The following is a 12,438-nucleotide window of genomic DNA, read 5'->3' as shown; positions in this document are numbered from 1 at the left end:
CGGCCCGACGAAGGCTCCATATTAGAGGCTCGTCGGGCCGGGCGCGGTCCCGGAGGGCGTGCGCTCAGGCCGGGTCGAGGACGAACACCGGGATCTCGCGGGCGACCTTGCGCTGGTAGTCGGTGTAGGTCGGGAACGCCGCGACGGCCCGGTCCCACCACACCCGACGCTCGTCACCGGTGGCCAGGTGCGCCGTGTACGCCCTGCGGTCCGGCCCGTCCTGCAGCATCACCTCGGGGTCGGCGACGATGTTGTGGTACCAGTCGGGGTTGCTCGGCCGCCCGCCGACCGACGCCACGATGGCGTAGCTGCCCCCGTGCTCGACCCGCATCAGCGGGGTCTTGCGGATCTTCCCGGACCGCGCGCCGCGCATCGTCACGATGACCACGGGCTTGCCCATGATCGTGGTGCCCTTCGTGCCGCCGCTCGACTCGTAGGTCTCGACCTGCTTGACCGACATGTCCCAGGTTCCGGGTACGTACTCCCCTGTCAGCTCCATTCGTCACACTTTAGGGCGGACGCCGCCGACCGCGCGGCCGGTGCGGTCCGCGCCGCGGATTGGCCGAACCCGCCCCGGGCCGGGCCGGCGGGCATAAAATGATCTCCATCTGCGCCGGTCGCTGCCCCGTGGAGGCGTCACGACCCGGCGGCCCGAGCCATGGCACGCCGACCGGTCCCGGCAGGCGCGTAAGGAAGGCGGATCCGATGGCACCGTCACCCGACCCGGCAGCCGACACCGAGCAGCTGATGATGGGAGCCGTGCCCGGCGCGGCCGCGCTGGGCCGCGGCCCGGTGCCGGACGGCGACCACTCGCGGCACGAGTACCACCACCCGGCGGCGGGCTGGGGTGCGGCGCGCAGTGTCAGCAAGGTGCTGCTGCGCAGCCCGGAGCCGGTGGAGGGTATCCGAGCGCTGCTGGTGATGAACCAGGAGGACGGCGGGTTCGACTGCCCCGGCTGCGCCTGGCCGGACGACCCGACCGGCCTGCGGCTGGACATCTGCGAGAACGGCGTCAAGCACGTCACCTGGGAGATGACCCCGCCCCGGGCCGACCGCGACTTCTTCGCCGCGCACACCGTCGCCGAGCTGGCCAGGTGGACCGATTACGACCTGGAGGCGGTCGGCCGGCTGGCCGAGCCGATGACCTACGACCCGGACACCGACCACTACGTGCCGATCTCCTGGGAGGACGCGTTTGCCCTGGTCGGTAGCACTCTGCGCGGCCTGGGCAGCCCGCACGAGGCGGCGTTCTACACCTCCGGGCGGTTGAGCAACGAGGCCACGTTCCTCTATCAGCTGTGGGTACGCGAGTTCGGCACGAACAACCTGCCGGACTGCTCGAACATGTGCCACGAGGCCAGCGGCCGGGCGCTGACCGCCGCCATCGGCTCCGGCAAGGGCACCACGGACCTGGAGGACTGGGAGCAGGCCGACGCGATCTGGCTGATGGGTGACAACGCGGCCAGCAACGCGCCCCGCATGCTCACCTGGCTGGCCGAGGCCGACCGGCGCGGCGCGGCGCTGGTGCACATCAACCCGCTGATCGAGGCGGCCTCGCGGCGCACCATCGTGCCGCACGAGTTCGTCGACATGGCCACCTTCCGCACGACCCGCACCGGCACCCGCAACGTCCAGGTCCGCATCGGCGGCGACCTGGCCCTGATGCGCGGTGTCGCCAAGGCCGTGTTCGAAACGGCCGACCGCGACCCGGCCGCGCTCGACCAGGACTTCATCGACACGCACACGTCCGGCTTCGAGCAGTACCGCGCGGTCGTCGCGGCGACCCCGTGGGCCGACCTCGTGCAGGGCTCGGGCATCGCCGAGGCCGACATCCGCTCGCTGGCCGCGTCGTACCTGGCCTCGCAGCGCGTCATCATCGCGTGGTGCCTCGGGCTGACCCAGCACGAGCACGGCGTGGACACCGTCCGGGAGATCATGAACGTGCTGCTGCTGCGCGGCAACATCGGCCGCCCGGGGGCCGGTCCCGCGCCGGTCCGCGGGCACAGCAACGTGCAGGGCAACCGCACCTGCGGCATCGACCACCGGCCGACCCCGGCGTTCCTGGACAAGCTGGCGCAGGTGTGCGGGATCGACCCGCCGCGCGAGCACGGCCTGGGCACCGTGGCGGCGATCGAGGCGATGCAGCGCCGCGACGTGAAGGTGTTCGTCGCCCTGGGCGGCAACTTCGTGCTGGCCGCGCCCGACCTGCCGCGCACCTTCGAGGCGATGCGCAACTGCGACCTCACCGTGCAGGTGAGCACCAAACTCAACCGCAGCCACGTGGTGCACGGCAAGCGCGCCCTGATCCTGCCGTGCCTCGGCCGGTCCGAACGCGACGCGCAGGCCGCCGGGGAGCAGGGCGTCACCGTCGAGGACTCGATGGCGATGGTGCACATCTCGTACGGCATGAAGGACCCGGCCTCACCGCACCTGCGCTCGGAGTGCTCGATCCTGGGCGGCATGGCCCGCGCCACCCTGCCCGACAGCCGTACGCCCTGGCAGGACTATGTCGACGACTACGACCGCATCCGCGACACCATGTCGCAGGTGCTGCCCGGGTTCGAGGACTTCAACGCCAAGGCCCGCCGCCCGCACGGGTTCCGGCTCGCCCAGCCCGCCCGGGAGCGCACGTTCCTGACCCCGTCGGGGCGGGCCGAGTTCTGGTCCGGGCCGCTGCCCGACGACGTCGAGCCGGGCGAGGGCCGGCTGATGCTGACCACGGTGCGCTCGCACGACCAGTTCAACACCAGCATCTACTCCAACGACGACCGCTACCGCGGTGTCAAGGGCCTGCGCACGGTCATCTTCATGAACGCCGACGACATGCGCGACCGGGGACTGTCCGACTTCGACCTGATCGACGTGACCAGCTTCTCCAAGGACGGCACCCGGCGCACCCTGTACGGCTACCGGGCGGTCGAGTACATGGTCCCGCCGGGCAACGCGGCCGGCTACATGCCGGAGCTGAACGTGCTGTGCGGCCTCGCCGACATGAGCACCGAGAGCGAGCAGCCGGTGACCAAGCACCTCGTGGTCGAGGTGGTCAAGCAGGCCGGCTGACGGTCACTCCTGGTGGACGAACACGCCCGGGTTGCGGGCGGTCCAGTCGAACAGCGGCTGCAGCGCGTCCATCAGTTCGACGCCGCGGGCCGTCGGCGTGTACAGGATCTGCACCGGGGTGCTGGGGATGACCTGCCGCTCGATCAGGCCGTGCTGTTCGAGTTCGCGCAGGCGCTGGGTCAGCACCCGGTCGGAGATGCCGTCGGCGAAGGCGCGGTAGTGCCCGAACCGGCGTGCCCCGCGCCGCCCGGCCAGCATGATCATGCCGACCCAGCGGCGGCCCAGCAGTTCGAGGACCGGCTGGAAGCCCCGGCAGGCGGCGTCGCTGGCGTCGTGGTGGTCGGGCACGTAGGCGGAGAGCTTCGTGGTCACTTACCCATGGTAAGTAGCTAACCCGAGTTTTGCCCACTCGGGCCCACCCCGGCCAAGCTGGGGAAACGCGGTGATCAATGCCGCGAGGCCACGAAGGGACCATGACATGCTCATCCAGGTCATCAACGGAACGACCCGCGAGGGACGGTTCAGCGAGCGGATCGCCCACTGGGTGCTGGACTTCGCCCGGCAGTACGAGGGGGTCGAGTTCGAGCTGGTCGACCTGCGCGACCACCCCCTGCCGTTCTTCGACGGGGCCGCCCCCATGTGGACCCCCCGGCAGTACGCCGACGAGGCGGTGGCGCGGTTCGGCCGGACGGTGGACCGCGCCGACGGATACATCTTCCTGACCGCCGAGTACAACCACGGCTACTCCGCGGTGCTCAAGAACGCCCTGGACTGGACGTACGCCGAATGGCACCGCAAGCCGGCCGGCTTCGTCGGCTGGGGCGGCGTCGGCGGGGCGCGGGCGATCGAGCAGCTGCGCCAGGTCACCGTCGAGTTCGAGATGGCCCCGCTGCGCCACGCGGTGCACATCGCGCCCGAGATCTACCTGCCCGCCCGCGACCAGGCCGATCCGACTGACACGGCGGTGTTCGCCCCGGCCGAGCCGTTCCTGAAACTGCTCACCGACGACCTGCTGTGGTGGACCGGCGCGCTGCACGCCGCGCGTACCCGCGACGCGTCCTGACCCGGTGCCGGGGTGCGGCCCGCGCCGCACCCCGGTCAGCCCACGTGGTCGCGGAACCGGAACACCGGGTCGGTCCAGCCGGTGTCCGCCACGCCCCGGTCGAGCGCCTCGCCGAGCACACGTTCCTCGTAGGCGAAGTGGGATTCCATGATCGCCGTCAGGCCGTCGAGCTCGCGGCCGATCGCCTCCGGCGCGTCGTCGGGCGAGCCGGCGGCTCCGGCGAGTTCGGCGACCCGGGACACGATCGATGTGATCAAGCCGTGGTCCTCGACGAGTTTGGCGATCGTCGGGGCCAGGTCCGGGCGCTGGGCGAGCAGCTCGGCGAACAGCCCGTCGTCCTCGCCCCGGTGGTGCGAGGTCAGCGCGGCGCAGAACGCCAGGCAGTGGGTGACGAGCGCGTCATGGCCCGCTTCGCGGCGGGTGATGCCCGATCTGATCTCGCGGATACGCCGCCGCAGTTCCTGGTGCGCTTGCGCGAGCTGGGTGCTCAAGGCGACCGTGCGGTCGTCGGCAGGGGAAGCCACGGGGGCGGTCCCTTCGATTCCACACCTCCATGCCTGGCGCAGTCCGCCACCGGCACGCGATGCTGCCGCCATCCGATCATGAAACGTGCGGAGAGGGCAACCCAGGCCGTTCGACGCCCCCTGTGCTACGGCAATCCTGGTGGCAGGGCCTCAGCCGCCGTCCGGGCTCCGGCGCAGCCGGGTGACGAGGTCGGCGGCGCGCCGCCACCAGTACTCGTACCGGCCGGGGAACTGCTCGTTCAGCCGGTCCAGCCGCTCGAACGCCTCGGCGGCGTAACCGGGATCGTCCTCGGCGTCGCCGATGAGCAGGCACACGTTGGCCAGCGAGCCTTCGACCAGCAGCGGCGCATGCTCGGCGTACTCGCGCAGGATCGGCTCGGCCCGGCGCGCGGTCCGTGCGGCCTCCTCCCGGCGGCCCTGCGCCAGCAGGACCTCGGCCTCGGTGGACAGCGGCATCGCCCAGCGGCGGCGTTGCACGGCGGTCGCCGGTTCCCCGTCGGTCTCCCGCAGCACTTCTTCGGCCTCCTCGACCTTGGCGAGTGCCTCGTCGAGCCGGCGGGTTCGGGTCAGCGTGGTGGCGTGGTTGGTCAGCGCGGTGGCGAGCAGGTGCCGGGCGGCCCGGCCGGTCTGGGTCCGAGCCAGCGCGATCGCCTCGGTCTCGGCGGCCGCGGCGTCGCCGAAGCGGCCGAGCAGGGTCAGCGACGTGCCCTGCAGCACGAGCAGCTCGATCTCGATCTCGCGATGGCTGCCCGGCGCGGTGTCCCGCAGCACGTCGAGCGCTTCGGTCAGCGGTGCGAGAGACGCGGCGGTGCGGCCGAGGTCGGCCAGCGCGGCGCCCCGGTTGAGCAGCAGCGGCACCCGGCCGACGGCGGACAGCACTTCCGGCGCGGTCTGCTCCAGCTCGGCGAACAGGTCCAGGGCCTGCTCTCCCGCCGCGAGACTCTCGGCGGCGTGCCCGAGCTGGCGCAGCACGAAGCTGCGCAGCGACATCAGTTCCGCGCCGAGCACGTGCGCCATCTCCGAGCCCTGGACGGCCGGCGAGCGCCAGGTCTGTTCGGCCTCGTCCAGCGTGCGCAGGGCCGCGGGTCGGTCCGGCTCCTCCTGCACGGCCAGCCAGCGGGCCATGCACAGCCGGACCCAGACGAGCATGGTCGCGCCGTCGTCCCCTTCGTGCGCGTACAGCGTCTCCAGCTCGCGGGCGAAGCGGAGCGCGCCCGCGTGGTCACCGAGGTTGGCCAGCCGCTGGGCCGAGGTGAGTGGATCCTGCTGCACCCGCCCAGCCTGCCACACCATGATCACGGGTTGCCGGGCGGCGTTGCGCCGCGGCGATACCTAGCACTAATATGCATAGCAGTTCAAGGTATAGGCGGTGTCCTCGTGCACATCACGAAAGATCTCGTCGCGGCCTCGGCAACCCCCCTCGTGCTGGGCATCCTGGCAGAGGGCGAGAGCTACGGCTACGCGATCCTCAAACAGGTCAACGAGCTGTCCGGCGGCCAGCTCGAATGGACCGACGGCCTGCTCTACCCGCTGCTGCACCGGCTGGAGCGGCTCGGCCACGTCGAGTCGACCTGGCACAGCCCGATCGAAGGGCGGCGGCGCAAGTATTACCGCATCACCGAGCAGGGTCTGAAGGAGCTGGCGGAGCAGCGCCGCCAGTGGGCCGCGGTCGTGGAGACCCTGCGGGGTGTCTGGAACGCCGGTGCTTCGCTGCGCCCCATCCCCGCCCCCGCCTGGGGCGTGGCCGGATGACGGTGGACAGCGGCAACGAACTCGAACAGCAGATCGCCGAGTGGCGGGCGTACATGCGCCGCCGGCGGGAACTGCACACCACCGACGCCGAGGAGCTGGAGGACCACCTCCGCGACCGGATCACCGAGCTGACCGAGGCGGGCCTGCACCCCGACGAGGCGTTCCTCATCGCCGTCAAGCGCATGGGCAGCCTCGACGAGCTGTCCCGGGAGTTCGCCCGGGAGCACTCCGAGCGGCTGTGGAAGCAGCTCGTGCTGACCGGCGACGACGCCGCCGCGCCCAGCAGCGGCAACCGGCGCGAGCTGTTCATCATGATCGCGTTCGCGGCGGCGGCGGCGCTCGGCATCAAGGCTCCGGCGCTGTTCGGGGTGAGCATGGAGGGCCCCAGCACCTTCTACGCCCGCAACCTCGGCCTGTTCGCGCTCGCCCCGCTGGCGGCGTACTTCGTCTGGCGGCGGCGGCCGGCCCCGGCCGTGATCGGGGTGCTGGCGGGGCTGTTCGCGCTCGGCGCGGTGGCGGCCAACGCGTTCCCGATGGCCGAGGACTCGCAGACCATCGTGCTCAGCGCGATCCACCTGCCGATCGCGCTGTGGCTCGTGGTGGGGGTCGCCTACACCGGCGGCGACTGGCGCAACGACCGGCGGCGGATGGACTTCATCCGGTTCACCGGCGAGTGGTTCATCTACTTCGTGCTGATCGCCCTCGGCGGCGGGGTGCTGACCGCGTTCACCGTCGGCACGTTCTCGGCCATCGGCCTGGACGCCGAGACGTTCGTCGGCACCTGGCTGGTGCCGTGCGGCGCGATGGCCGCGGTCGTGGTCGCGGCCTGGCTGGTCGAGGCCAAGCAGAGCGTCATCGAGAACATGGCGCCCGTGCTGACCCGGGTGTTCACCCCGCTGTTCACGGTCACCCTGGTGGTGCTGCTCGGCGCGATCGTCTGGTCGAGCAACGGCATCGACGTCGAGCGCGACGTGCTCATCATCTTCGACCTGCTGCTGGTCGTCGTGCTGGGCCTGCTGCTGTACGCCATCTCGGCCCGCGACCCGGCCGCCCCGGCCGGGATCTTCGACAAGGTGCAGCTCGCGCTCGTGGTCACCGCGCTCGTCATCGACGTGCTGGTGCTGGCCGCGATCACGGGCCGGATCACCGAGTTCGGCTTCACCGCCAACAAGACCGCCGCGCTGGGCGAGAACCTCGTCCTGCTGGCGAACCTGTCCTGGTCGGCGTGGCTGTTCTTCGGCTTCGTGCGCGGCAGGCTGCCGTTCGGCAAGCTCGAGCGCTGGCAGACCCGCTACCTGGTGGTGTACGCGGCCTGGGCCTGGATCGTGGTGCTGGTGTTCCCGCCCCTGTTCTCCTTCGCCTGAGCGGACGACGTGCGACGGCGCGGCCTTCTCGGCCGCGCCGTCGCGCTGTTCCTAGGCGATCGAGTCGTAGCTGTACCAGGCGGACGCGTCGAGCACCTGGGACGGGGTCAGCGGCTCGCCGAGCAGCGTGACCATGGTGTCGTCGGGCCCCTGCCCGCTGGGCCGCTGGTCGTCGCCGTCGCCCGGGGAGTACACGCGCCCGCCGCGGGTGAGCCACGCCTCCCACAGCCGGTCCACGTTGCAGTGGTTGAGGTAGAACAGCGGGTCGTTGGGCGAGCTGCCCGGACCCATGTCACCGCCGACCCACACGTGCACCCGGTTGTGCATCTGCGGGCTGCCGGCCTGGCCGATCCGGCGCGGGTCGATCCAGCCCTCCACCCGGTTGCGGAACCCGTCGGAGCTGACGTCCCAGGGCGCGCTGTCGTAGCCGAGCCCCTCTTCGAGCGCCCACTTGGCGTCCTCGGCGGTCGGCAGGCCCGGCACGTCGGTGTCGGTGCCCGCGTTGCGCTGCAGCGGGCGCGGCGCGACCGACCAGAGCTGCGTGCCGTAGCCCATCAGGCGCACCCGCATCGCCGCGAGGGGGCCGCTGACCACGTCGCCGCGTGCGTCGCCGAGCGCCGCCGCGCCCCACAGCGAGCTGGTGTGCTGCTGGTCGGCGGGCAGGCCGCCGTCGACGGTCCAGTCCCAGTACGGCAGTCCGGCCTCAAGGTCGCCGGTGACGCGCTGGATCTGCTGCTCCAGGCGCAGCAGGAACATCCGGTGCCAGGGCAGGAAGATCGGGCCGCCGTGGGCCAGGTTGCGCATCGGGCGCTGCGGGCTGCTCGGCATCTGCATCGCCACGAAGTGCCACAGCACGAACAGGTCCCAGGTCGTCAGCGGCTGGTCCACGCCGTACAGCCGGAAGCCCGGGATTGACGGCGACAGCAGCTGGTTGAGCTGCGAGGTGGTGTAGCCCGACTGCTCGGCGTTGAGGGCGACGACACCGGCCAGGAAACGTTCGCGGGCGGTGTCGGAGGTCTGGATGTCGGCGCGGACGGCGGTCACCGGTGCCCCTCCCCGTGGTGCTCATGCTGGTCGTGGTCGTGCGGTTGCGGCTGCGCGGGGACCGGCTGCGGCGCTTCGGGCTCACCGTGCTGGTGCTCACCATGCTGGTGGCTCGTCCCGTGCTCGTGGTCCGTGCCGTGCTGGTGGGCCTGGTCGGGCACGCAGCAGGTGGTGCCGTTGCCGCAGTGCTCGCCGTGCTCGCCGGTCAGGCAGCCGAGCTCGTCGACGGCCGGCGGCTCGGTGCCGAAGTAGTCCAGGACCCGCTTGCACATGTCGATCGCCGACGGCAGCGCGTACTGCGGCAGCCCGTGGTAGTGCACCGCGCCGTTGTCGAGGACCTCCAGCCCGCCCTCCAGCGGCTTGCCGTCGATAGTGATCTTGTATGTGGTATCGATGCGGATCTCCCGCCCCCGGTGCACCGCCGTACGCACCGACGTCGACACCCCGTCGACGCCGTGCGCGTGCCCGTGGCCAGCCGTCGACGGGTCGGGCAGCCCGTACCCGCCCGCCTCCAGAGCGGCGGTGAACCCGGCGGGCGCCGGACCGTCGTCCTTGGTCAAACTCACTGTTCCTCCACCGTGCTGCGACACCCGGGGCGAACACCGCCGCGGGCCCACGCACTGTGGCACCGGCGCGCAGCGACCGCCAACGGCTCGACGCCATTCCGACAGGCACGCCACCCGGACGGCGGAGGTCAGCCCTCGGCCGACCGCCACTCGCGGTCCAGCACGGCGAAGACGAGCTGGTCGGCCCACTCACCGCGGAACAGGTAACTCTCGACGTGGCGCGCCTCCTGGCGCATGCCGAGCCGCGCCATCAACCGGGCCGACGCCTCGTTGCCGGCGTGGCAGCGGGCGTAGACCCGGTGCAGGCCGAACTCGCCGAATGCCCAGTCCAGCAGCGCGCGGGCGGCCTCGGTGGCCAGCCCGCGGCCGCCGTGGTCGGGGTGGAAGACGTAGCCGAGTTCGGCAGTGCGGTCGGCCTGGCTGCGCCAGACCAGTTCCACGGTCCCGATCACCCTGGTGTCGGCGACGACGGCCAGGGTCAGGCAGTCGCCTTCGGCGCGCAGCGCGTCCTCGGCCACCATCGCGGTCACCGACGCTCGGGACTGCTCCCGGGTGCGCGGTCCCGCGCCGAGCATCCAGCGCACGACGTCGGGCCGGCTCTGCCAGGCGTACACGTCGTCGAGGTCACCCGGCACCATCGGGCGCAGCGTGAGCCGTGCGGTGCGCAGCGGATACGGCGGCTGGAACATCAGGTGATCTTAGGCATGGCGCACGACCACGCTCACCCTGCCGCCGGGTTCACCAGCCCAGGGCCACGGCGGCACCGAGGCAGACCAGGGTGCCGCCGGTGAACAACTGCAGTCTGCGGTGGACGGCGGGCCGGGACACCAGCGTGCGGCCGCGGTTCACCGCCCAGGTGAACAGCACGTACCAGGCCGAGTTGCGGCTTCGGCGTGGCCGGGATGGCGCGACTCCTTAGGAGTTGCGCCAAGAGTGAAGTGTCAGAGGGCGATGGTGTGGCGGTGGCCTCGGACGAGGACGTTGTCCAGGCGCATGGGGCCGTCGAAGGCGGTCGGGCGCTCGGCCCAGCGCAGGGTTCCGTTCTCGACGTCGAGGCCGAACAGGGTGCGCAGCACCAGCAGCACCGAGCCCGCCGACCAGGCCTGCGGCGAGGAGGGCGTCGGGTACTCCACCGGCTTGTCGCCCTCTCGGTCGAAACCCGCGAAGACCTCGGGCAGCCGGTAGCCGAACGCGGCCGCGGCTTCGAGCAGCTTGACCGCGAGTTCGACGGCCTCCTGGCGGTGGCCGTACCGGCGCAGGCCCTCGGCGATGATCGCGGTGTCGTGCGGCCAGACGGTGCCGTCGTGGTACTCGATCGGGTTGTAGCCGTGGTCGGCGCTGGACATGGTCCGCACGCCCCAGCCCGACGACATCCGCGGATCGAGCAGCAGCGCGACGGTCGCTTCGGCGTGCTCGTCGTCGACGATGCCGCTCCACAGCAGGTGCCCGATGTTCGAGGTGGCCGCGTCGACCTGGCGCTTGTCGCCGTCGAGGGCGAGCACGAAGTGGCCGCGTCCGGGGTGCCAGAAGTCGGTGTTGAACCGCTGCCGCAGCGCGGCCGCCTCCTTTTCGAGCTGCTCGGCCAGGTCGGGATCGTGCCACAGTTCCCGCGCCAGGCGTGCCGTGCGGATCCGCGCGTCGTAGGCGTAGCCCTGGATCTCACAGGTCGCGATGGGCGGGGTCGCGATCCGCCCGTCGGCGAACATGATCGAGTTCCAGGAGTCCTTCCAGCACTGGTTGGCCAGGCCCTGCGGGGACCGGGTGCGGTATTCCAGGTAGCCGTCGCCGTCGGGGTCGGCCGGGCCGCGCATCCAGCCCACCGCGGCGCGGGCCGCCGGTTCGAGCTGCCGGACCAGCGTGGTGTCGGCGGTCCACCGCTCGTACTCGTCGAGCAGGATGAGGAACAGCAGCGTCGCGTCATGGGTGCCGTAGTACGGGCTGTGCGGGCTGCGGCCGGTGAAGGTCAGCTCCCCGTGGCGCAGCTCGTGCGGGATCTTGCCCGGATCGGCGTCCCGGAAGTCGTCGCTCTCCTTGGCCTGGACCATGGACAGCGCCTGCAGGGTCGTGCGGGCGAGCCGGGGATGGAACGGCAGCGCCTGGTACGCGGTGATCAGGCTGTCCCGGCCGAACAGCGCCATGAACCAGGGCGCGCCGGCCGCCGGGACCGAGTGCGCGCTGCCCTTGAGCGGGCGGAAGCGCAGCGCGGCCAGGTCCATCAGGGCGTGCCGGTACGCGTGCCGGGCCGGGTCGAACGTGGTGTGCAGGACGGGAGCGGCGTCCAGCCACTGCTGCATGGTCTGCGGCATGTCCGGCTCCAGCTGCCCGAAGCCGCCGTGCCCGACCCGCAGCGGGTGCTCGCCGTCGTTGTCGGAGCAGGTCACGTCGATGCACGTCATCCACTCGCCGTGGGCGGGCAGCCGCACCGCCCACCGCATGCTCGTCGGCCGCAGCTCGCCCGGCTCGCTGAATACCACGGTCGTCGCCCGGGTGAAGTCGCCGTTGCGGTACGCGAAGGTCACCGTGTCATCCGTGACGGTGGCGTTCACCTGCCGGGGGCCGATCTTCGCGTCCTTGACCTCGAAGATGTCGGCGAAGTCGGCGTCCAGCGACAGTTCGAGGACCAGCTCGCACACCTCGTCGCCGTAGTTCTGCACGATGACGTCCTCGTGCACGCCGGTGGACACGATGCGGTCGCGCCGGACGGACAGTGCCGGGTTGACCCCGACGCTCGCGCTGGGCAGCGTCGCGTGGATGCGCGCCGAGTAGTACTGGGGCGTGTCGAAGCTGAGCAGGCGCAGCTCCGCGCCGTCGAGGGTCAGCCGCCAGGTGGACAGGTGGCGGGTGTCGGCGAAGTAGAGGCCGTCGTCGGGGCCGCCGGTGTCGCCGAGGCCGTTCGTGGTGAAGAAGGTGCTGCCGTCGAGCAGTGTCAGCCGTTCCTGCGACATCGCCACCACCACAGGCTAAACCGGCCCGGGTGTGCTCCCGGACAGGTCACCCGGATGGGTGAGCGCCGCGACTCACTCACCCGCTCAACTTGCATAGTCATACGGCCGTGTGCATATACT

The 12,438-nt window shown here is 71.5% G+C and carries 13 protein-coding genes; 4 read left to right on the top strand and 9 right to left on the bottom strand.

The window, feature by feature from the left end; translation table 11 throughout:
- Nucleotides 1-64: 64 nt before the first annotated feature.
- Nucleotides 65-499 (bottom strand): nitroreductase family deazaflavin-dependent oxidoreductase, encoded by a 435-nt coding sequence (locus ACFQO7_RS02555; RefSeq protein WP_376804825.1) that lies wholly within the window; start codon nucleotides 497-499, stop codon nucleotides 65-67.
- 206 nt (nucleotides 500-705) lie between these two features.
- On the opposite strand from ACFQO7_RS02555, the gene ACFQO7_RS02550 reads away from it, so the two are divergent.
- Nucleotides 706-3,060 (top strand): FdhF/YdeP family oxidoreductase, encoded by a 2,355-nt coding sequence (locus ACFQO7_RS02550; RefSeq protein WP_376804824.1) that lies wholly within the window; start codon nucleotides 706-708, stop codon nucleotides 3,058-3,060.
- A gap of 3 nt (nucleotides 3,061-3,063) precedes the next feature.
- On the opposite strand, the gene ACFQO7_RS02545 is transcribed toward ACFQO7_RS02550, so the two are convergent.
- The gene (locus ACFQO7_RS02545; protein ID WP_376804823.1) at nucleotides 3,064-3,432 is read right to left on the bottom strand and encodes a winged helix-turn-helix transcriptional regulator; all 369 of its coding nucleotides are present in this window, start codon (nucleotides 3,430-3,432) and stop codon (nucleotides 3,064-3,066) included.
- Between the two features lie 106 nt (nucleotides 3,433-3,538).
- Between ACFQO7_RS02545 and ACFQO7_RS02540 the strand changes: the two genes are divergently transcribed.
- Nucleotides 3,539-4,123 carry an NADPH-dependent FMN reductase gene (locus ACFQO7_RS02540; RefSeq protein ID WP_376804822.1) on the top strand — a complete coding sequence of 195 codons (585 nt, stop codon included), beginning with the start codon at nucleotides 3,539-3,541 and terminating at the stop codon, nucleotides 4,121-4,123.
- A gap of 35 nt (nucleotides 4,124-4,158) precedes the next feature.
- On the opposite strand, the gene ACFQO7_RS02535 is transcribed toward ACFQO7_RS02540, so the two are convergent.
- Together ACFQO7_RS02535 and ACFQO7_RS02530 are read right to left on the bottom strand one after the other, a co-directional pair.
- Nucleotides 4,159-4,647 carry a hemerythrin domain-containing protein gene (locus ACFQO7_RS02535; protein ID WP_376804821.1) on the bottom strand — a complete coding sequence of 163 codons (489 nt, stop codon included), beginning with the start codon at nucleotides 4,645-4,647 and terminating at the stop codon, nucleotides 4,159-4,161.
- A 150-nt stretch (nucleotides 4,648-4,797) separates the two neighbouring features.
- Entirely contained in the window at nucleotides 4,798-5,919 is a 1,122-nt protein-coding gene (locus ACFQO7_RS02530; RefSeq protein WP_376804820.1) for a tetratricopeptide repeat protein, read from the bottom strand.
- Between the two features lie 105 nt (nucleotides 5,920-6,024).
- Here ACFQO7_RS02530 and ACFQO7_RS02525 point away from each other — a divergent pair, with 105 nt between their 5' ends.
- Nucleotides 6,025-6,399: a PadR family transcriptional regulator gene (locus ACFQO7_RS02525; protein WP_376804819.1), complete on the top strand. Its 375-nt coding sequence runs from the start codon at nucleotides 6,025-6,027 to the stop codon at nucleotides 6,397-6,399.
- Entirely contained in the window at nucleotides 6,396-7,763 is a 1,368-nt protein-coding gene (locus ACFQO7_RS02520) for a permease prefix domain 1-containing protein (RefSeq protein WP_376804818.1), read from the top strand. Before ACFQO7_RS02525 ends, ACFQO7_RS02520 begins: the two co-directional genes overlap by 4 nt.
- Nucleotides 7,764-7,814: 51 nt before the next feature.
- Here the strand turns inward: ACFQO7_RS02520 and ACFQO7_RS02515 are convergent, their stop codons facing one another.
- The 5 genes from ACFQO7_RS02515 to ACFQO7_RS02495 form a co-directional block, all read right to left on the bottom strand.
- A complete protein-coding gene (locus ACFQO7_RS02515) occupies nucleotides 7,815-8,807 on the bottom strand; it encodes a tyrosinase family protein (RefSeq protein WP_376804817.1) in 993 nt (330 codons plus the stop codon).
- Nucleotides 8,804-9,373, bottom strand: a complete 570-nt coding sequence (locus ACFQO7_RS02510; protein WP_376804816.1) for a hypothetical protein — start codon at nucleotides 9,371-9,373, stop codon at nucleotides 8,804-8,806. The genes ACFQO7_RS02515 and ACFQO7_RS02510 overlap by 4 nt, the downstream gene beginning before the upstream one ends.
- A gap of 128 nt (nucleotides 9,374-9,501) precedes the next feature.
- Nucleotides 9,502-10,062 (bottom strand): GNAT family N-acetyltransferase, encoded by a 561-nt coding sequence (locus ACFQO7_RS02505; protein ID WP_376804815.1) that lies wholly within the window; start codon nucleotides 10,060-10,062, stop codon nucleotides 9,502-9,504.
- 49 nt (nucleotides 10,063-10,111) lie between these two features.
- Nucleotides 10,112-10,240, bottom strand: a complete 129-nt coding sequence (locus tag ACFQO7_RS02500) for a hypothetical protein (RefSeq protein WP_376804814.1) — start codon at nucleotides 10,238-10,240, stop codon at nucleotides 10,112-10,114.
- Nucleotides 10,241-10,314: 74 nt separating this feature from the next.
- Nucleotides 10,315-12,318 (bottom strand): amylo-alpha-1,6-glucosidase, encoded by a 2,004-nt coding sequence (locus ACFQO7_RS02495; RefSeq protein WP_376805015.1) that lies wholly within the window; start codon nucleotides 12,316-12,318, stop codon nucleotides 10,315-10,317.
- Nucleotides 12,319-12,438 lie beyond the last annotated feature (120 nt).

It is taken from the genome of Catellatospora aurea, from assembly GCF_042663325.1.
GTDB classification, from domain to species: domain Bacteria; phylum Actinomycetota; class Actinomycetes; order Mycobacteriales; family Micromonosporaceae; genus Catellatospora; species Catellatospora aurea.
Note: the sequence above shows the minus strand (reverse complement) of the source record. Positions and strands in the feature narration are given on the sequence as shown.